Consider the following 19,016-nt stretch of genomic DNA (forward strand, 5'->3'; position numbering starts at 1 on the left):
GATTTGTGAAGGCAGGGTCGTCGTTGTGACCGGGGGCGCGCGCGGGTTGGGCCGGGCGCATGCGGTGGAGTTCGCTCGGCAGGGGGCCAAGGTCGTCGTGAACGACATCGGGGTGCAGTTGGACGGCAGCGGGGGTGACGGGTCCGCGGCAGCGGAGGTCGCTGACGAGATCCGGGCGCTCGGCGGCGAGGCCGAGGTGCACGGGGCCGACGTCGCGGACTGGGGGCAGGCGCGGGAGCTCGTGACGTTCGCCGTCGAGCGGTTCGGGCGGCTGGACGTGCTGGTCAACAACGCCGGGTTCGTTCGCGACCGGATGTTCGTCAACATCGCCGAGGACGAGTGGGACCAGGTCATCCGCGTCCACCTCAAGGGTCACGCCGCCACCATGCGGCACGCCGCGCAGCACTGGCGCGACCGCACCAAGGCGGGCGAAACCGTGCAGGCGCGGATCATCAACACCACTTCCGGTGCGGGACTGCTCGGCAGCATCGGCCAGACCAACTACGCCGCGGCCAAGGCCGGGATCATCGCGCTCACCCTCAACACCGCCGCTGAACTCGCCCGCTACGGCGTCACCGTCAACGCCATCGCACCGTCGGCGCGCACCCGCATGACCGAAACCGCCTTCGCCGACATGATGGCCCGACCGGACCAGGGATTCGACGACATGGCCCCGGAGAACGTCTCGCCGCTGGTGGCCTGGCTCGGCAGCGTCGACTCCACCGAGGTCACCGGCCGGGTCTTCGAGGTCGCCGGCGGCGACATCACCGTCGCAACCGGGTGGACGCGGGGGCCCTCGCGCGACGCCGGCCGACGTTGGGAAGCCGACGAACTCGGACCCGTGGTGGCGGAACTGCTCGCCGATGCCCCCGTTGCGGACCCCGTCTACGGCACCTGAGGAAGCGGACTGGTAGATCTCTTTCAGGAAGTTCGTCAAACCTCGGAGGACAGCGGTGAGCGATCGGCACGCGTGGATCGAGCCTGGCGTGGAGCAGGTGGGGCCTGGCGTGCATCGAATTCCGCTGCCGCTGCCCAACGACGGACTGCGGGCGGTCAACGTCTACGCCATCGAGGACTCCGACGGGCTGGTGCTCGTCGACTCCGGCTGGGCGCTGGAAGAAGCACGGAACCAGCTGGAGAAGGGACTCGGCGAGATCGGCTACGACTTCGCCGACGTGCAGAGGTTCCTGGTGACCCACGTGCACCGCGACCACTACACGCTCGCGGTGCAGCTGCGCCGCACCTTCGGCTCCAAGATCAGCCTCGGCGCCGGTGAGCAGCCCACGATGGAGGCGATCCTCGAAGGTGGCACCGAACTCGCCGAGATGCGTAGGTTGCAGCGCTGGGGAGCCCAGGAACTGCTCGGCAAGCTCGCCGAGGCCTACGGCGGCGCACCGCCGGAGCGCAAGGGGGAGAACCCCTACGAGCAGCCGGACGAGTGGTTGCACGGCGAGGTCGAGATCTCGCTGGGGTCGCGCACCCTGCTCGCCGTGCCGACGCCCGGGCACACCCGGGGACACGTGGTGTTCCTCGACGCCGACTCCTCGACGCTGTTCTCCGGCGACCACATCCTGCCGCACATCACGCCCTCGATCGGTGTCGAATCGGCCCGCCCGGACCTGCCGCTCGGCGACTTCCTCGACTCGTTGCGACTCATGCTGACCTACCCGGACCTGCGGTTGCTGCCCGCGCACGGGCCCGTCGGCGCCAGTTCCCACCAGCGCATCGACGAGCTGCTGCGCCACCACGACGAGCGACTGCAGCAGACGGCCGAAGTCGTGCGCGACGGTGCGGGGACCGCTTACGAAGCGGCCCTCGAACTCGGCTGGACGCGGCGGAACAAGGACTTCTCCGACCTCGACCTGTTCAACCAGGTGCTGGCGGTCGGCGAGACGAGCGCGCACCTCGACCTGCTGGTCACGCGCGGCGAACTCACCGCCGCCCAGAACGGTGATGTCGTGGAGTACTCACGCCAGCAGTAGCCGCACGGTCAGTTCGAGCCGGTTGGACACGTCGGTGGCCGAGGCGCGGCGGGTCACCCACGCGACCAGGTTGGACAGCCACACGTCGCCAATGACCCGCGCGATCGCCCGCTGCTCGTCGGTGGGTTCGTCGGGCGTCATGGCCTGTGTGAACAGCTGCTCCATCAGCAGCGCCACGGTGTCGACCTCGTTGGCCACCGAGGTGTCGGCGAACATGAACGCCCTGGTCATCGCCTCGGTCAGCTCCGGGTTGCGCTGGAGCTGGCGGGTGGTGCGGTTGAGCACGTGCAGCACCCGGTCGTAGGGCGTGTCGCCGGGGATCTTCGAGCGGTCCATCTTCTCCTGCTCGCGCGCGAACTCCCTCGCCAAGCCGACCACCAACAGGTGGATCTTGGAGGGGAAGTAGCGGTACAGGGTGCCCAGCGCGACGTCGGCCTTCTCGGCGACCGCGCGCATCTGCACCGCGTCGTAGCCGCCCTTGCTGGCCAGCGCGATGGTGGCGTCGATGATGCGCTTGCGCCGCTCGGCCTGCGCCGTGGTGCCGGTGGTGCTGCCGCCCCGGAGCGCTTCCAGCACGTTCTGCGAGCTTTCCATGGGCGGGGGCTCTCCTTGAACAGTCGACGGACATCAGGTGACGGCGAAGCGTGTTCGTCGCCACGCGACTCATCGTGCGGGGCTACCAACGGGTTAAGGTAAGCGGGTTACCTCGACCGAAACATGTTCCAGTCTACCCAGCCCGCGGCCCCCGGGCAGTGTGAGGTGAATCGTGCGGATCGCGTTGCTTTCCTATCGGAGCAAGCCGCATTGCGGCGGACAGGGTGTCTACGTCCGCTACCTCAGCCGCGGCCTCGCCGAGCTGGGACATCACGTCGAGGTGTTCTCCGGACAGCCCTACCCGGACCTGGACCCGGGCGTGGACCTGACGCCCGTGGACAGCCTCGACCTGTACAACGACGACGACCCGTTCCGCACCCCCAGCTGGCGCGAGCTGCGCGACCACATCGACCTGCTCGAGGTCGCGACGATGTGGACTGCGGGCTTCCCCGAACCGATGACGTTCAGCATGCGCGCGGCGAGTCTGCTCAAGGCCCGCTCGCACGAGTTCGACGTGGTGCACGACAACCAGTGCCTGGGTTCGGGGCTGCTCTCCCTGCAGCGCGCCGGAATCCCGCTGGTCGCAACGGTCCACCACCCGATCACCCACGACCGCCGGGTCGACCTCGCCGCCGCCAAGGGCTGGCGCAAGATCACCGTGCACCGCTGGTACGGCTTCACCCGTATGCAGGCCCGCGTCGCCCGCCAGATCCCGCAGCTGCTGACCGTGTCGCAGAGCTCCGCGGACGACATCCGCGACGACTTCGGCGTCAGCCCCGAGCAGCTGCGCGTCGTGCCGCTGGGCGTGGACGCCGAGGTGTTCAAACCACCGGCCAAGCCCCGCGTCCCCGGCCGCATCGTGGCCATGGCCAGCGCCGACACCCCGATGAAGGGCGTCGGCACGCTGCTGGAAGCCGTCGCGAAGCTGCGCACCGAACGCGAGGTCGAGCTGGTGCTGGTCAGCAAGCTGACACCCGGCGGGCCGACCGCGCAGCGCATCGAGGAGCTCGCCATCGGCGACGTGGTGCGCACCGTCAAGGGCATCAGCGACGAGGAGCTGGCCGAGCTGCTGGGCTCCGCCGAGGTCGCCACAGTGCCCTCGCTCTACGAGGGGTTCTCGTTGCCGACAGTGGAGGCGATGGCCTGCGGCACGCCGCTGGTCGCCAGCCGAGCCGGTGCGATCCCCGAGGTCGCTGGGCCCGACGGGGAGTGCGCCGACCTGGTTCCGCCGGGCGATGCCGAAGCGCTGGCCAAGGCGCTGGCCCGGCAGCTGGACTCGCCGGAGCACCGCGCCAGGCTCGGCGCCAACGGGCGCGAGCGAGTGCTGGCCCGCTACAGCTGGAAATCCGTGGCAGCGGCGACCGTCGACTGCTACGCCGAAGCGATCGCGCGCGGCCCGCGCGGTGGGAAGGGAGCAACGCGTTGCTGACGGTGGACTTCGACAGGCTCGGTGTGCGGCCGGGACAGCGGGTGCTGGACCTGGGTTGCGGCGGTGGCCGGCACGCCTTCGAGCTGTACCGGCGCGGCACCGACATCACCGCCTTCGACCAGGACGTCGAGGAGCTGGAGAACGTCGCCGCGATGTTCGCCGCGATGAAGGACGAGGGCGAGGTGCCCGAGGGCGCCAAAGCCCAGACGGTTTCCGGTGACGCGCTCGCCCTGCCGTTCGCCGACGGCGAGTTCGACGTCGTCATCGCCTCGGAGATCATGGAGCACATCCCCGAGGACGAGAAGGCGATGCGCGAGCTCGTCCGCGTGGTCAAGCCGGGCGGACGCGTCGTGGTCACCGTGCCGCGAGCCTGGCCGGAGCGCATCTGCTGGGCGCTGTCCGACGAGTACCACCAGGTCGAGGGCGGCCACGTGCGGATCTACTCCGCCGATGAGCTGATCGGCAAGCTCACCGACGCCGGGCTGCGCTACGCCTTCCGCGACTACGCGCACGCGCTGCACTCGCCGTACTGGTGGATCAAGTGCGCGGTGGGCACCGACAACAACGATCACCCGCTGGCCAAGGCGTACCACTCGTTCCTGGTGTGGGACATGATGGGGGCGCCGTGGATCTCGCGGACCGCCGAGAAGCTGCTCAACCCGGTCGCAGGCAAGAGCATTGCGATCTACCTGGGCAAACCTCGTGCCGGCGCCTGAGCTGCCGGGCGTCGTCTCCGCGGAGGCGCTCGTCCAGACCGGCAAGGCCATCGGGTCCGTTCAGCTCCCCTCGGGTGAGATCCCGTGGTTCCCGGGCGGTCACACCGACCCGTGGGACCACGTGGAGTGCGCGATGGCGCTGTCGGTGATCGGGCAGCTCGCGGAGGCGGAGCGCGCGTACGAGTGGCTGCGCGCCACCCAGCGCTCCGACGGCTCCTGGCCGCTGCAGGTGCGCGACGGCGTGGTCGAGGATGCCGGCGCCGACACCAACTACTGCGCCTACCCGGCGGTGGGCGTGTGGCACCACGTGCTGATCACCGGTGACGACTCGTTCGCCGAGCGGATGTGGCCGATGGTGCGCGACGCCATCGACTTCGTGCTCACCGCGCAGCACCAGCGCGGTGAAATCGACTGGGGCATCGGCGAAGCCGGGCCGACCGGTGAGGCGCTGCTGTCGGGCAGCTCCAGCATTCACCAGAGCCTGCGGTGCGCGTTGGCGCTGGCCGACCGCGTCGGCGTGCCGCAGCCGAGCTGGGAGGTGGCCGTCGGCCGCCTCGGGCACGCGCTGCGCAGGCATCCGGAGGCGTTCACGCCGAAGACCCGGTACTCGATGGACTGGTACTACCCCGTCCTCGGCGGTGCGGTCCGGGGCGAGGCCGGGCTGCGGCGCATCGACGAGCGTTGGGGCGACTTCGTCGTGACGGGCCTGGGAATTCGCTGCGTCGACGACCACCCGTGGGTCACCGGCGCCGAGACCTGCGAACTCGTGCTGGCCCTGGACGCGCTGGGCGAGACAGACCGCGCCGTGGGGCAGCTCGCCGCGATGCAGCACCTCCGCGATCCCGACGGCTCGTACTGGACGGGATTGGTCTTCGCAGACGGCAAGCGCTGGCCGGAGGAGCGATCCTCCTGGACCGCCGCGGCGGTCGTGCTCGCCGCGGACGCCCTGTCGCGCACCACCCCCGGCAACGGCATCTTCCGCGGCGAAGGGCTGCCTCTGGGCCTGCCCGTGGAGAACGCCGACTGCTGCGAGTACGAACGCATCTCCTGACCGGCGGGCAGCCTGACCAGCACGGTGGATGTTCCCGATTCCGCCCGGAGTTCGAGCCGGGATCGAACTCCGCGAGGGGTCAGGGCAGGGAACCGGGCTCGCCCGCGGTGCGTTCGAGGACTCGCAGCGTGCCGGTGACCCGGATTTCGGTGAAGGCGCCGGTGGCCAAGGCCCGGCGGTAGATGTTGTACGGGGCCTGGCCGCCGTCCGCCGGGTTCGGGAAGACGTCGTGGATGACCAGCGCGCCGCCCGGGACGAGCCAGTGGGCCCAGCCCTCGTAGTCGGTGATGGCGGCTTCCTCGGTGTGCCCGCCGTCGATGAACAGCAGGGTCAGCGGCGTGCGCCAGAACTCGGCGATCGTCGCGGAGCGGCCGACGACGGAGGTGACCTCGTCCTCCAGGCGCGCCCGCGCGATGGTGCGGCGGAACTCGCCGAGGGTGTCGAGCTTGCCGACGGTCGGGTCGACCAGGTCCGGGTCGTGGTACTCCCAGCCGGGCTGGTGCTCCTCGGAACCGCGGTGGTGGTCGACGGTGACGATCCGGCCGCCGGTGTGCCGCGCGGCGGCACCCAGGAAGATCGTGGACTTCCCGCAGTAGGTACCGATTTCGACGCCCACGCCGGTGCCGAGGTGGGTCGTGGCGGTCTCGTGCAGCGCCAGTCCCTCGTCGGTGGGCATGAACCCGGTCGCCTGCTCGGCGAGGTCGAGCAGTTCCGCAGGCATCGACGGGTGGTGCTCGCGGTCGGTGGTCGATCCCTGCGTCACGTGGTGCCTCTTTCGAATCGGTACTGATGCGCGTTGCAGCGTACCCGGTCCACCCGCTAGCTTGTTAGAACATGTTCTAATTCTCGCAGTGCGGGCGCGGACGAGGAGGCGTAGTGCCGATCGCGATCACCGAGGAGCAGCGGGCCCTGCAGGAGTCCATCCGGTCGTGGGCCGAGGGGTTGGGCACCGATCCGGTGCGCAAGTTGGAGAACGCCGACGCCCCGGTCTGGCACGAGCAGGAGACCTGGACCGGCCTGACCGAGATCGGCGTGTTCTCCTTGCTCACCGAGGGCCTGGGCACGCTGACCGACCTCGCCGCCGGACTGGAGCAGGCCGCCGACGCGCTGGTGCCCGGACCGGTGTGGTCCACCGCGGTGGCCGTCGCGCTGCTCGGCGACGCTGACTTCGCCGAGGGCCGGGCCACCGCCGCCGTCGCGCTGGAGCCCGGAGAGCTCGTGGGCGCTGGAACCGGCGACGGGCTGGTGGTTTCCGGTCGCGTCGCCGCCGTCGCGGGCGCCACGGGCGTGACCCACCTCCTGCTGTGCGCCCGGGTGGACGAGCGGGACGTGTGGTTCCTGGTCGAAGTCGAACGGGCGGAGCTCCGCGCGCGCCCGTCGCTCGACCTGTCCCGCCCGGTCGCGGAGGTCGTTCTGCGCGACGTCACCGTCCCGGCCACCCACGTCGTCGCCGAACGGGACGTGCGCGATCTCGCGGTCACGCTCGCAGCCGCCGAAGCCGCCGGAATCGCCGGCTGGTGCCTGCGCACCGCCGTTGAGCATGCCGGCACCCGCGAGCAGTTCGGTCAGGTCATCGGCTCGTTCCAAGCGGTCAAGCACCTCTGCGCGCAGATGCTGTGCAAGGTGGAGAAGGCCACCGCCCTGGCCTGGGACGCCGCCCGTGCCGCTGAGGACGCTCCGGAGGAGCACCCGCTCGCCGCCGCCGTGGCCGGAGCCGCCGTCTTCGACGCCGCGGTGGAGGTCGCCAAGGACTGCATCCAGGTGCTCGGCGGCATCGGCTTCACCTGGGAGCACGACGCTCACCTCTACCTCCGGCGCGCGCTGGCGCTGCGCCAGACCGTCGGTGCTTCGGCGGGTTGGCGCCGTCGCGTCGCCGAGCTGTCGGCTTCAGGCGTGCGGCGGAGGCTGAGCCTGTCCGCCGAGCTCCCCGAGGAACGGCGCGGCGAGATGCGCGGCGCGGTCGAGGAGATCGCGGCGCTTCCCCCGCAGCAGCAGCGGAACCGGCTCGCCGAGACCGGCTACCTCGCCCCGCACTGGCCCCGGCCCTACGGCTGCGGTGCGAGCCCCCACGAGCAGCTGCTCATCGACGAGGAGCTGGACCGGGCGGGTGTGCGACGCCCCGACATGGTGGTGGGCAATTGGGCGGTGCCGACGATCGTCGAGCACGGCACCGACGAACAGCGCGAGCGCTTCGTCTGGCAGACGCTGCGCGGTGAGATCACCTGGTGCCAGCTGTTCTCCGAGCCGGGAGCGGGTTCCGACCTCGCCGGGCTGCGCACCAAGGCGGAACGCGTCGACGGCGGCTGGAGGCTGACCGGTCAGAAGGTGTGGACCTCGCTCGCGCAGGAAGCGGACTGGGGCATCTGCCTGGCCCGCACCGAGCCGGACGCGCCGAAGCACCGCGGTATCAGCTACTTCCTGGTCGACATGCGCTCGGAGGGCATCACGGTCCGGCCGCTGCGGGAGATCACCGGCGTGGAGCGGTTCAACGAGGTGTTCCTCGACGACGTCTTCGTCCCCGATGAATGCCTGGTCGCCGAGCCGGGTCAGGGCTGGAAGCTCGCGCGCACCACGCTGGCCAGCGAACGCGTCGCGCTCGGTGGCGGGTCGAGCCTCGGCCAGGAGGTCGAACGGCTGCTGGCCGCGTCCGGGGGAACCGATCCCTCGCTGCGCGAACGACTCGGGGGTGCGGTCGTGGACGGCCTGGCCGGCTCGCTGCTCCGCCTGCGGGCGACGCTGCGCAGCCTGCACGGACGAGGTCCGGGTGCGGAGTCCAGCGTCGAGAAGCTGTTGGGCGTGAGCCACCGCCAGAACGTCGCCGAGCTGGGGGTCGAGATGCTCGGCACCGAGGCGCTGGTGGTGGAGGCCGAGCCGGTGCACGAGGTGTTGCTCACCCGCGCCCTGTCGATCGCTGGTGGCACGACTCAAATCCTGCTCAACGTGGTCGCCGAGCGAATCCTCGGACTGCCGCGCTGATCGTTGCGCGGTCGGCTCGCTCGTCGGGTGCCGCGTCGCCGCGTGCTCGTGGCACAGGTGCGGGGGAATGCGGTCTCGCCGCTCGCCCGCGGTTCCAGAGGCTTGCGCCGGAGCTTGCTGAGACGGTAGAAGTAGAACAAGTTCCACAACAAGTCCAGGGTTGGCCTAGGGGGCGGGATGGAGTTCACGCTCGGGGAGACGCAGCAGGCAGTGCGGGATCTGGCGGCCGATGTTCTGGCGCGGGAAACCGAGCGGGCCGCCGCCTCAACTGGAATCGGTTTCGACGAGTCGGTGTGGAAGGCGCTCGGCGAGTCGGGCCTGCTGTCGCTGCCCGTTCCCGAGCGCCTCGGCGGTGCCGGGCTCGGCCCGTTGGAGGTCGGTCTGGTGCTCGCCGAGGTCGGCAAGGCCGGTGTCGGCGTTCCGGCCCTGGCGACCCTCGCCCTCGGCGTCTTGCCCATCGCCAGGCACGCGGAGCAGATCCAGCAGGACCGGCTGCTCGCCGAACCGGGACGGGTGTTCAGCGCCGCGCTCAACGAGGTCTCCGACCCGCTGCCCGCGAAACCCCGCGCTGTGGCGGAGGGGACGCGCGTCACCGGGCGCAAGACCGGTGTCCTGCACGCCGACACCGCGCACCGGCTGCTCGTGTCGGCGAGCACCGAGCACGGGCCCGCGATCGTGCTGGTCGATCCGCACGCCGATGGCGTCACGCTGCACTCGGTGAAGTCCTCGGTCGGCACCGAATGGGTCGTCGACCTCGACGGCGTCAACGGTGAAATCCTCGGCGCACCAAGCGAAACGATCCTCCACGACGTGCACGCCTGCGCGTTGGTCGGCATGTGCGCGCTCGGCGACGGCGCTGTGGCGGGAGCGCTGGAGCTCACTGCCGAGCACCTGCGCACCCGCCACCAGTTCGGCAAGCCGCTCGCGGCGTTCCAGGCCGTCGCGCAGCAGATCGCCGACGTCTACGTGGTCAACCGAACCCTGCACCTCGCGGCGCTGTCGGCGTCCTGGCGGCTGGGCACCGGGCGCGACGCGGGTGAGGACCTCGACGTCGCCGCGTTCTGGCTCACCGACCAGGCGCCGGCGGCCATGCACACCTGCCACCACCTGCACGGCGGGCTCGGCGTGGACATCACCTACCCGATGCACCGCTACTACTCGCAGGTCAAGGACCTGGCGCGGCTCGCAGGCGGCGCAGCCCACCGCGTCGACGTCCTCGCCCGACACGCCTGAGGAGGAGCCGTGCTCATCGAACTCACCGAGGACCAGCGGGAGCTGCAGGCCGAGCTGCGCGAGTACTTCAGCAACCTCGTCACCGACGAGGAGCGCGCAGCCCTCTCCGTGGACCGGCACGACGAGGCCCACCGCGCGGTGGTGCGCCGGATGGGTCGCGACGGCTGGCTGGGTGTGGGCTGGCCGGAGGAGTACGGCGGCCGCGGCTTCGGGGACGTCGAGCAGTACATCTTCGCCAACGAGGCGTCCCGCGCCGACGTGCAGCTGCCGTCGGTGACGCTGCAGACGGTCGGGCCCACGTTGCAGACCTACGGCACCGAGGAGCAGAAGTCCTCCTTCCTGCCCAAGATCCTCGCCGGGGACGTTCACTTCGCGATCGGGTACACCGAGCCCGAAGCGGGCACCGACCTCGCCTCGCTGCGCACCACGGCCGTGCGCGATGGCGACTCGTACGTGGTCAACGGTCAGAAGACATTCACCACGGGCGGGCACGACGCCGACTACATCTGGCTGGCATGCCGCACGGATCTCGAAGCGCCCAAGCACAAGGGCATTTCGATCCTCATCGTCGACACCAACGACCCCGGCTACTCGTGGACGCCGATCATCACCGCCGACGGCTCGCACCACGTCAACGCCACCTACTTCAACGACGTCCGGGTCCCGGCATCGATGCTGGTGGGAGAGCAGGACCGCGGCTGGGAGCTGATCACCACGCAGCTCAACCACGAGCGCGTCATGCTCGGCCCGTCCGGGCGCATCGGGGGGTTGCGCGAGCGGGTGCACGCGTGGGCGAGCGAGCGAGGGCTGCTCGAACGACCCGACGTGCGCGGGGTTCTCGCGCGGGTGAGGGCGTTCGAGCGGGTCAACGAACTGCTCAACTGGCAGGTCGCGGCCTCAGCGTCGCTCGGCCCGGTGGAGGTCGCCGACGCCTCGGCGACCAAGGTGTTCTCCTCCGAGACCGTGCAGAGGCTGGGCCGGGAGCTGGAGGAGGTCGTCGGACGGCACGGAGATCCGTCCGACGAGGACACCGCAGAGCTGTTGCACTGGTTGGACGTTCAGGCCAAGCGCAACATCGTGCTGACCTTCGGAGGCGGTGTCAGCGAGGTGCAGCGAGAACTGATCGCCACCGCCGGGCTGGGGCTTCCGCGGGTACCGCGCTGAGGAGGGGAATGTCATGACCAGCACCGAGGCAGACGAGATCCGCTTGGCGGCGAAGCGGATCGCGGAGCGCGGCTCCAGCGCGCCGCGTCCGGCGCGCGATCCGGTCAACCTGCCGATGATCAACAACTGGGTCGAGGCGATGGGCGACGCCAACCCCGTCTACACCTCGGCAGAGGCCGCAGCCGAGTCCGTCCACGGCGGACTCGTCGCGCCGCCGGCGATGGCGCAGGTGTGGACGATGGGCGGGCTCCACCCGCAGCGCGACCCCGACGACCCGCTCTACGCCATGATGGGCGAGCTCGACGAGGCCGGGTACACCTCGGTCGTCGCGACGAACTGCGACCAGACCTACCACCGCTACCTGGAGCACGACGAGCAGGTCGTGGTCACCACCAAGCTCGACTCGGTGGTCGGGCCGAAGACGACCGGTCTCGGCGAGGGCTGGTTCGTCACCACCCGCAACACCTGGTACGTCGGTGACGAGCCGGTGGCCGAGATGATGTTCCGAGTCCTGAAGTTCAAACCGGCCGAAGCCGAGAGGGCTGCGGCCGAGCCGGAACCGGAGCCACCGGCCGAGGTCGTCCGGCCCGCGATCAACCGCGACACCGCCTACTTCTGGGAGGGCACCGCCGCGGGCGAGCTGCGCATCCAGCGCTGCGGCGGGTGCGGGCTGCTGCGCCACCCGCCGGGACCGATGTGCCCGGAATGCGGCGCCACCAAGCGCACGCACCTGGTCTCCGACGGGCTCGGCGAGGTCTACAGCTACGTCGTGCACCACCGGCCGGCGATCCCGGGCAAGGAGCTGCCGCTGGTGATCGCGCTGGTCGAACTGGACGAGGGCGTGCGGGTCCTCGGTGAACTGCACGACGTCGAGCCGGACGAGGTGGCCATCGGTCAGCGCGTCCAGGTCGCCTACCAGCGGATCGACGACGATTTGACCTTGCCGTACTGGAAACCTTCGGAGGACGCATGAGTGCCACGCCCCGTTCGCGTGCTCATTCGTCCGACCGGGTGCGGGTGTCCCGGCAGAACACTGGAGAACGCATGGCACTGGCGCGCACACGCACGGCGGGCGAGGTCGCGATCGGCGACGCGCTGCCGGAGGAACGCATCGACGCGACCCCCACCTTCATCGTCAGCACGGCCATCGCCACCCGCGACTTCCAGGACGTGCACCACGACCGGGACCTGGCGCAGGCCAAGGGATCGAAGGACATCTTCCTCAACATCCTCACGACCACCGGTCTGGTGCAGCGCTACGTCACCGATTGGGCCGGTCCGGAGGCCCTGGTGCGCGGGGTGTCGATCAAGCTCGGCGTGCCCTGCTACGCCTACGACACGCTCACCATGCACGGACAGGTGCTGGAACGCGGTGCCGACGTGCTCGTGGTCGAGGTGCTGGGCCGCAACCAGCTCGGCACCCACGTCACCGGCCGGGTGCGGCTGGAACTACCGGAGGTGGCCCGATGATCTCAGGGAAGACCGCCATCGCCGGCATCGGCGCGACCGAGTTCTCCAAGGACTCCGGGCGCAGCGAGCTGCAACTGGCCGCCGAGTGCGTGCGCGGTGCGCTGGCCGACGCCGGACTTGCACCGTCCGATGTGGATGGTCTGGTGACCTTCACGATGGACACCAACACCGAGGTCGCGGTGGCCCGTGAGGTCGGCATCCCGAACCTGAGCTACCTCAGCCGCATCCACTACGGCGGTGGCGCGGCCTGCGCCACCGTGCAGCAGGCGGCGATGGCGGTGGCGACCGGGATGGCCGAGGTCGTGGTCTGCTACCGCGCTTTCAACGAGCGCTCCGGGCAGCGGTTCGGCCAGTTCAACGCCGGGCTGTCCGGGCAGGCGACCTCCACGGGTGTGGACAACAGCTGGTCCTACCCGATGGGCCTGGGCACGCCGGGCGCGCAGGTGGCGATGTTCGCCCGCCGCTACATGCACTCCTACGGCGTGACCAGCGAGGACTTCGGCCGCATCGCGGTCGCCGACCGCAAGCACGCCGCCACCAACCCGCACGCCTGGTTCTACGAGCGGCCGATCACCTTGGAGGACCACCAGAACTCGCGGTGGATCACCGAGCCGCTGCGGCTGCTGGACTGCTGCCAGGAGAGCGACGGCGGGGTCGCGTTGGTGGTGACCAGTCTGGACCGCGCCCGCGACCTGGCCCACCCGCCCGCGGTCGTGGCGGGAGCGGCGCAGGGCAGCGGGCCGGACCAGTTCACCATGACCAGCTACTACCGCGACGACCTCACCGGTCTGCCGGAGGTGGGCCTGGTGGCGCGGCAGCTGTGGGAGCAGTCCGGGATCGGTCCGCAGGACGTGCAGGTGGGCGTGCTCTACGACCACTTCACGCCGTTCGTGCTGGTCCAGCTCGAAGAGCTCGGGTTCTGCGGCCGGGGCGAGGCCAAGGACTTCATCGCCGACGGCGCGATCGAGCACGGCGGGCGATTGCCGCTGAACACCCACGGCGGTCAGCTGGGGGAGGCCTACATCCACGGGATGAACGGCATCGCCGAGGCGGTCCGCCAGATCCGGGGAACCGCGGTGAACCAGGTCGAAGATGTGAACAACGTGCTGGTGACCGCGGGAACCGGTGTCCCCACCAGCGGACTCGTCCTCGCGACGAACTGAAACATGTTATAGATTTTGCCGCGTCGGGCGGTATGATGTAGCTCGTAACAACGCGTGAACCGGTTCCATTGCGATGAGGAACCTGTTCCATTCGGTGTCGGGGAGGTCGAATGCTCAGTGCCGAGACCCGAGGAGGGCTGGCCGAGCGGTTGTGGCGGGCCGAGCGGGATCGTGCCCCGATCCCACCGCTGGTCGAGTCGCACCCGGGCATCGACGTGGTCGACGCCTACGAGATCCAGCTGATCAACATCCGCCGCCGAGGCACCGCGGTCGCCGGGCACAAGGTCGGGCTGTCCTCGCCGGCGATGCAGCAGATGATGGGTGTCGACGAACCCGACTACGGGCACCTGCTGGCCGACATGCGGCTGGCCGAGGACGTTCCGATCGATGCCCGCGCCTACTGCTACCCGCGCGTGGAGGCCGAGGTTGGATTCCTGCTGGCCGAGGACATCCCGCCGGACTGCGACGAGCAAGGCGTGCTCGACCGCACCGAGGCGCTGATCCCCTCCATCGAGCTGATCGACAGCCGTATCCGCGACTGGCGCATCGGCATCGCCGACACCATCGCCGACAACGCGTCCTCCGCCGGCTACGTGCTCGGAGCGCAGCGGGTGGCGCCCGCCGAGCTCGACCCGCGAGGCATCGACGCCGTCCTGCACCGCAACGGCGAGGTCGTCGCCGAGGGCCGCTCCGACGCGGTGCTGGGCAACCCCGCCACCGCCGTGGCCTGGCTGGCGAACGAGGTCGCCGGTTTCGGGGTGCGGTTGCGCGCCGGGAACGTCGTGCTGCCCGGATCCTGCACCCGCGCCATCGACCTGCGGCCGGGCGACTTCTTCCAGGCCGAGTTCACCGGTCTCGGCACAGCCGGTCTCACCGCGAAACCCTAGGGGGTGCACTGAAGTGGCGGGCCACTCCCTCCTCTGCCGAGTGGGCGAGCAGCTCGCACCGCTGGAGGTTCCGAGGGGCTTCGTGGCGAGCGCGCCGCGAAGCCGATGTCCACCGCTGGGGTGAGCTGGAGGCATCAGGAGTGGCGGGCGGAGTCCACACCCACAGGTCCTCCTCCCCGCACTGGTACGCAACAGGACTTCGACGCACTCGCTAGGAGGGCGCCATGACCGCCAAGGCGGCCATCGTCGGGTCGGGCAACATCGGCACCGACCTGCTCTACAAGCTCAGCCGGGCCGAACACGTCGAGCCGGCCTGGATGATCGGCATCGACCCCGACAGCGACGGCCTCCGCCGCGCGGCCGACCTGGGCGTGCCCGCCAGCGCCGAAGGCGTGGACTGGCTGCTGGACAACGAGTCTCCGGACATCGTCTTCGAGGCGACCTCGGCCCACGTGCACGAGGCCAACGCGCCGCGCTACGCCGAGCGAGGGATCCGCGCGATCGACCTCACCCCGGCCGCCGTCGGGCCCTGCGTCGTGCCGCCGGTCAACATCGACGAGCACCTGGACGCACCCAACATCAACCTCATCACCTGCGGCGGGCAGGCGACCATCCCGATCGTGCACGCCGTGTCGCGAGTCGTCCCGGTCGGCTACGCCGAGATCGTCGCCTCCGTCTCCTCGGTGTCGGCCGGGCCCGGAACCCGGTCGAACATCGATGAGTTCACCCGCACCACGGCCAAGGGGATCGAGGTCATCGGGGGAGCCGAGCGCGGCAAGGCGATCATCGTGCTCAACCCCGCCGACCCGCCGATGATCATGCGGGACACCATCTTCTGCGCCATCCCTGCCGACGCCGACACCGACGCCATCGGCGAATCGATCACCCGCATGGCCGCCGACATCGCCGAGTACGTCCCCGGCTACCGGCTGCTGTCCGAGCCGCAGTTCGACCCGCCCTCGGCCGTCACCGGCCACCAGGCCCGGGTCGCGGTGTTCGTCGAGGTCGAGGGCGCGGGCGACTTCCTGCCCAAGTACTCCGGGAACCTCGACATCATGACCGCCGCCGCGGTGCGGGTCGGCGAAGAACTCGCCCGCACCGGGGCGCTGCAGGAGGAGGCCGCGCGGTGACCGGACTGCCCAAGACCTACAGCGACGAGCTGGACCTGCGCATCACCGACACCTCGCTGCGCGACGGCTCGCACCACAAGCGCCACCAGTTCACCGCCGACGAGGTGCGCGACATCGTCACCGCGCTCGACGGCGCCGGTGTGCCGGTGATCGAGGTGACCCACGGCGACGGGCTCGGCGGTTCCTCCTTCAACTACGGCTTCTCACGCACTCCCGAGCAGGAACTGATCACCCTGGCCGCCGAGACCGCGCGCAATGCCAAGATCGCCGTGCTGATGCTGCCCGGCGTCGGCGTCACCGACGACATCGTCATCTCGCGCGACCACGGCGCCTCGGTGTGCCGGATCGCCACCCACTGCACCGAAGCCGACGTGTCCGTGCAGCACTTCGGGCTCGCGCGCGACCAGGGCATGGAGACCGTCGGATTCCTGATGATGGCCCACTCCCAGCCACCGGAGGTGCTGGCCAAGCAGGCCAGGGTCATGGTCGACGCCGGCTGCCAGTGCGTCTACGTCGTCGACTCCGCCGGTGCGCTGGTGCTCGAACAGGTCGCCGAGCGGGTCTCGGCGCTGGACGCCGAGATCGGCGGTGACGCGCAGATCGGCTTCCACGGCCACGAGAACCTCGGCGTCGCCGTTGCCAACTCGGTCGCCGCCGCACGTGCCGGCGCCGTCCAGATCGACGGCAGCGCAAGGCGTTTCGGCGCCGGAGCGGGCAACACGCCGGTCGAGGCGTTCGTCGGGGTGTGCGACAAGCTCGGGTTCCGGACCGGCGTGGATTTCTTCGCCATCGCCGACGCGGCCGAGGACGTGGTGCGCCCGGCGATGCCCGAGGAGTGCCTGCTGGACCGCTCCGCGCTGATGATGGGCTACGCCGGGGTGTACTCCAGCTTCCTCAAGCACGCAGCCAACCAGGCCGAGCGCTACGGCGTCAGCCAGGCGCAGCTCCTGGTGCGGGCCGGTGAGCGCAAGCTCGTCGGCGGCCAGGAGGACCAGCTCATCGACATCGCGTTGGAGCTCGAACGCGAACAGGCCAAGTGACAAGACCCGAACTCCGAACGGAGCACTGCATGAGTGAGCGGGACAGCACAGAAGTTCTCGAAGCGGTGCGCAAGCTGCTTCCCTCGCTGCGCGATCGCGCGCAGCAGGCCGAGGACGGCCGCAAGATCCCGGCGGAATCCATCGCCGAACTGCAGGACGCGGGCTTCTTCTCGCTGCTGCAGCCCAAGCGCTACGGCGGCTACGAGGCCGACCCGGTGGAGTTCTACACCGCGGTGAAGATCATCGCCAGCGCCTGCGGATCCACCGGGTGGGTCGCGTCCATCCTCGGCGTGCACCCCTGGCACCTGGCGCTGTTCCCGCAGCAGGCGCAGGACGACGTCTGGGGCGAGAACACCAACACGCGGATCTCCTCCTCCTACGCGCCCATGGGCAAGGCCGCGGTCGTCGACGGCGGCTACCGGTTGTCCGGCAAGTGGAGCTTCTCCTCCGGGTGCGACCACGCCAGCTGGGTGTTCGTCGGCGGACCCGCGCTCGACGGCGAGGGCAAGATGGTCGACTTCTGCACCTACCTGCTGCCGCTGGGCGACTACGCCATCGAGGACGTGTGGGACACCGTCGGCCTGCGCGGCACCGGCAGCAACGACATCGTCGTGGACGACGTGTTCATCCCCTCCCACCGCGCGTTGAGCTTCATGGCGATGTCGAAGACCCAGTGCCCCGGTCACGAGATCAACACCGCGCCGCTGTACCGGCTGCCGTGGGGAACGGTGCACCCCTCGACGATCACCGCCCCGATCATCGGCATGGCGCAGGGCGCCTACGACGCGCACGTGGAGCACCAGGCCAAGCGGGTCCGCGCCGCCTACGCAGGTGAGCAGGCCAAGGACGACCCGTTCGCCAAGGTCCGCATCGCCGAGGCGGCCAGCGAGATCGACGCCGCGTGGCTGCAGCTGTCCACCAACATCGCCGAGGAGCTCGCCCTGCTCCAAGCGGGCGAGGAAGTGCCGATGTCGCTGCGGCTCAAGGCGCGGCGCGACCAGGTGCGCGGCACCGCGCGCGCGATCTCCGCGGTGGACCGGCTCTTCGAGAACTCCGGCGGTCGGGCGCTGCAGACCGGTACGCCGATCCAGCGGTTCTGGCGGGACGCGCACGCCGGCCGGGTGCACGCGGCCAACGACGCCGAGCGCGCCTACACGATGTTCGGCAGCGGGGAATTCGGTCTACCGGTGAAGGATTCGATGGTCTGATGGTGGAGATCAAGAACCAGGACGTGACGCTGCCCTCCGGGCTGACGCTGCACTACCACGAAGCCGGAGTCGGCAACGAGTCCACTGTGGTCATGCTGCACGGCGGTGGGCCCGGGGCGTCGGCGTGGAGCAACTTCAGCCGCAACATCGCCGCCTTCGCCCAGGAGTTCCACGTCATCGCCGTGGACCAACCCGGATTCGGCAAGTCGTCGAAACCGACTGAGCACGGCCAGTACTTCACCCACAGCGCGAACGCGCTCGAGGAGCTGTTCGACGCGCTGGGAGTCGACGAGGCGCACCTGCTGGGCAACTCGCTCGGCGGTGGCACCGCGGTGCGCTTCGCGCTGGACTTCCCGGACCGCGCGGGCCGGCTCGTGCTGATGGGGCCGGGCGGGCTGAGCATCAACGTGTTCGCACCCGACCCCACCGAAGGCGTGCAGAAGCTCGGCCAGTTCGCGGCGCCGCCCGGACCGACCAAGGAGAAGCTCGAAGCGTTCCTGCGGACGATGGTCCACGACCAGTCGCTGATCACCGAGGAGCTGCTCGACGAGCGCTTCGCGGCTGCGAGCGCCCCGGAATCGCTGGCCGCGATGAAGGCGATGGGCAAGTCCTTCTCCGAGCCGGAGTCCTTCGAAGAAGGCCTGCTGTGGCGGGAGGCGTACAAGCTGCGGCAGCGGGTGCTGCTGATCTGGGGTCGCGAGGACCGGGTCAACCCGTTGGACGGGGCGCTGGTCGCGCTCAAGCTCATCCCGCGCGCTCAGCTGCACGTCTTCGGCCGCTGCGGGCACTGGGCGCAGCTGGAGAAGTTCGACGAGTTCAACCGCATCACCCGAGGTTTCCTGATCGACTGACCTGGTGCTCGTGGTGGCGGAGCCACTTCCGCTTCGCGAGCACCCTCGGCGCTTGCACCGCCGGGGATTTCCCACCCGCACGCGGAGCAAGACGACCACGCGCTTCACAGAGGCAAGGGAGG

The 19,016-nt window shown here is 70.1% G+C and carries 18 protein-coding genes; 16 read left to right on the top strand and 2 right to left on the bottom strand.

Annotated features, from left to right (window positions below):
- The first annotated feature begins 1 nt into the window (after window position 1).
- Window positions 2-898, top strand: coding sequence for an SDR family oxidoreductase (locus tag E1161_RS24795; protein ID WP_207920386.1), 897 nt, complete (start codon window positions 2-4; stop codon window positions 896-898).
- A gap of 109 nt (window positions 899-1,007) precedes the next feature.
- Window positions 1,008-1,982 carry an MBL fold metallo-hydrolase gene (locus E1161_RS24800; protein ID WP_235875286.1) on the top strand — a complete coding sequence of 325 codons (975 nt, stop codon included), beginning with the start codon at window positions 1,008-1,010 and terminating at the stop codon, window positions 1,980-1,982.
- Here E1161_RS24800 and kstR read toward each other — a convergent pair.
- A complete protein-coding gene (kstR, locus tag E1161_RS24805) occupies window positions 1,968-2,576 on the bottom strand; it encodes a cholesterol catabolism transcriptional regulator KstR (RefSeq protein ID WP_132627149.1) in 609 nt (202 codons plus the stop codon). The genes E1161_RS24800 and kstR overlap by 15 nt on opposite strands.
- 172 nt (window positions 2,577-2,748) lie before the next feature.
- On the opposite strand from kstR, the gene E1161_RS24810 reads away from it, so the two are divergent.
- From E1161_RS24810 to E1161_RS24820, 3 genes are read left to right on the top strand one after another with little or no spacing between them, the layout of a single operon-like run.
- On the top strand, window positions 2,749-4,005 hold the full coding sequence (locus E1161_RS24810; protein WP_132627150.1) for a glycosyltransferase family 4 protein: 1,257 nt from the start codon (window positions 2,749-2,751) through the stop codon (window positions 4,003-4,005).
- A gap of 2 nt (window positions 4,006-4,007) precedes the next feature.
- Window positions 4,008-4,721 carry a methyltransferase domain-containing protein gene (locus E1161_RS24815; RefSeq protein ID WP_235875288.1) on the top strand — a complete coding sequence of 238 codons (714 nt, stop codon included), beginning with the start codon at window positions 4,008-4,010 and terminating at the stop codon, window positions 4,719-4,721.
- The gene (locus tag E1161_RS24820; RefSeq protein ID WP_132627152.1) at window positions 4,708-5,772 is read left to right on the top strand and encodes a prenyltransferase; all 1,065 of its coding nucleotides are present in this window, start codon (window positions 4,708-4,710) and stop codon (window positions 5,770-5,772) included. The genes E1161_RS24815 and E1161_RS24820 overlap by 14 nt, the downstream gene beginning before the upstream one ends.
- 79 nt (window positions 5,773-5,851) lie before the next feature.
- Here the strand turns inward: E1161_RS24820 and E1161_RS24825 are convergent, their stop codons facing one another.
- Window positions 5,852-6,535 carry a class I SAM-dependent methyltransferase gene (locus E1161_RS24825; RefSeq protein WP_235875287.1) on the bottom strand — a complete coding sequence of 228 codons (684 nt, stop codon included), beginning with the start codon at window positions 6,533-6,535 and terminating at the stop codon, window positions 5,852-5,854.
- A 113-nt stretch (window positions 6,536-6,648) separates the two neighbouring features.
- Here E1161_RS24825 and E1161_RS24830 point away from each other — a divergent pair, with 113 nt between their 5' ends.
- The 11 genes from E1161_RS24830 to hsaD all read left to right on the top strand — a co-directional run bounded on the left by E1161_RS24830 (window position 6,649) and on the right by hsaD (window position 18,894).
- On the top strand, window positions 6,649-8,748 hold the full coding sequence (locus E1161_RS24830; protein WP_132627153.1) for an acyl-CoA dehydrogenase: 2,100 nt from the start codon (window positions 6,649-6,651) through the stop codon (window positions 8,746-8,748).
- 177 nt (window positions 8,749-8,925) lie between these two features.
- Window positions 8,926-9,981, top strand: coding sequence for an acyl-CoA dehydrogenase family protein (locus tag E1161_RS24835; protein ID WP_132627154.1), 1,056 nt, complete (start codon window positions 8,926-8,928; stop codon window positions 9,979-9,981).
- A 9-nt stretch (window positions 9,982-9,990) separates the two neighbouring features.
- Window positions 9,991-11,145, top strand: a complete 1,155-nt coding sequence (locus tag E1161_RS24840; RefSeq protein WP_132627155.1) for an acyl-CoA dehydrogenase family protein — start codon at window positions 9,991-9,993, stop codon at window positions 11,143-11,145.
- Window positions 11,146-11,158: 13 nt separating this feature from the next.
- The gene (locus tag E1161_RS24845; RefSeq protein ID WP_132627156.1) at window positions 11,159-12,118 is read left to right on the top strand and encodes a bifunctional MaoC family dehydratase N-terminal/OB-fold nucleic acid binding domain-containing protein; all 960 of its coding nucleotides are present in this window, start codon (window positions 11,159-11,161) and stop codon (window positions 12,116-12,118) included.
- A gap of 71 nt (window positions 12,119-12,189) precedes the next feature.
- Entirely contained in the window at window positions 12,190-12,615 is a 426-nt protein-coding gene (locus E1161_RS24850) for a MaoC family dehydratase (protein ID WP_132627157.1), read from the top strand.
- Entirely contained in the window at window positions 12,612-13,778 is a 1,167-nt protein-coding gene (locus tag E1161_RS24855) for a lipid-transfer protein (protein ID WP_132627158.1), read from the top strand. Before E1161_RS24850 ends, E1161_RS24855 begins: the two co-directional genes overlap by 4 nt.
- 110 nt (window positions 13,779-13,888) lie before the next feature.
- Window positions 13,889-14,665: a 2-keto-4-pentenoate hydratase gene (locus E1161_RS24860; protein WP_132627159.1), complete on the top strand. Its 777-nt coding sequence runs from the start codon at window positions 13,889-13,891 to the stop codon at window positions 14,663-14,665.
- A gap of 224 nt (window positions 14,666-14,889) precedes the next feature.
- Complete coding sequence (locus E1161_RS24865; protein WP_132627160.1) at window positions 14,890-15,795, top strand: acetaldehyde dehydrogenase (acetylating); 906 nt, start codon at window positions 14,890-14,892, stop codon at window positions 15,793-15,795.
- Window positions 15,792-16,835 (top strand): 4-hydroxy-2-oxovalerate aldolase, encoded by a 1,044-nt coding sequence (gene dmpG / locus E1161_RS24870; protein WP_132627161.1) that lies wholly within the window; start codon window positions 15,792-15,794, stop codon window positions 16,833-16,835. The genes E1161_RS24865 and dmpG overlap by 4 nt, the downstream gene beginning before the upstream one ends.
- Before the next feature lie 29 nt (window positions 16,836-16,864).
- Entirely contained in the window at window positions 16,865-18,043 is a 1,179-nt protein-coding gene (hsaA, locus tag E1161_RS24875; RefSeq protein ID WP_132627162.1) for a 3-hydroxy-9,10-secoandrosta-1,3,5(10)-triene-9,17-dione monooxygenase oxygenase subunit, read from the top strand.
- Window positions 18,043-18,894, top strand: a complete 852-nt coding sequence (gene hsaD / locus E1161_RS24880; protein ID WP_132627163.1) for a 4,5:9,10-diseco-3-hydroxy-5,9,17-trioxoandrosta-1(10),2-diene-4-oate hydrolase — start codon at window positions 18,043-18,045, stop codon at window positions 18,892-18,894. Before hsaA ends, hsaD begins: the two co-directional genes overlap by 1 nt.
- The last annotated feature ends 122 nt before the right edge of the window (window positions 18,895-19,016 follow it).

This window comes from Saccharopolyspora aridisoli, assembly GCF_004348445.1.
GTDB classification, from domain to species: Bacteria; Actinomycetota; Actinomycetes; order Mycobacteriales; family Pseudonocardiaceae; genus Saccharopolyspora; species Saccharopolyspora aridisoli.

Bases quoted from the DNA above. Each gene is read 5' to 3' on its own strand.
- kstR (WP_132627149.1), bottom strand. From the start codon at position 2,576: ATGGAAAGCTCGCAGAACGTGCTGGAAGCGCTCCGGGGCGGCAGCACC.
- E1161_RS24835 (WP_132627154.1), top strand. From the start codon at position 8,926: ATGGAGTTCACGCTCGGGGAGACGCAGCAGGCAGTGCGGGATCTGGCG.
- E1161_RS24845 (WP_132627156.1), top strand. From the start codon at position 11,159: ATGACCAGCACCGAGGCAGACGAGATCCGCTTGGCGGCGAAGCGGATC.
- E1161_RS24850 (WP_132627157.1), top strand. From the start codon at position 12,190: ATGGCACTGGCGCGCACACGCACGGCGGGCGAGGTCGCGATCGGCGAC.
- E1161_RS24855 (WP_132627158.1), top strand. From the start codon at position 12,612: ATGATCTCAGGGAAGACCGCCATCGCCGGCATCGGCGCGACCGAGTTC.
- E1161_RS24860 (WP_132627159.1), top strand. From the start codon at position 13,889: ATGCTCAGTGCCGAGACCCGAGGAGGGCTGGCCGAGCGGTTGTGGCGG.
- E1161_RS24865 (WP_132627160.1), top strand. From the start codon at position 14,890: ATGACCGCCAAGGCGGCCATCGTCGGGTCGGGCAACATCGGCACCGAC.
- hsaA (WP_132627162.1), top strand. From the start codon at position 16,865: ATGAGTGAGCGGGACAGCACAGAAGTTCTCGAAGCGGTGCGCAAGCTG.
- hsaD (WP_132627163.1), top strand. From the start codon at position 18,043: ATGGTGGAGATCAAGAACCAGGACGTGACGCTGCCCTCCGGGCTGACG.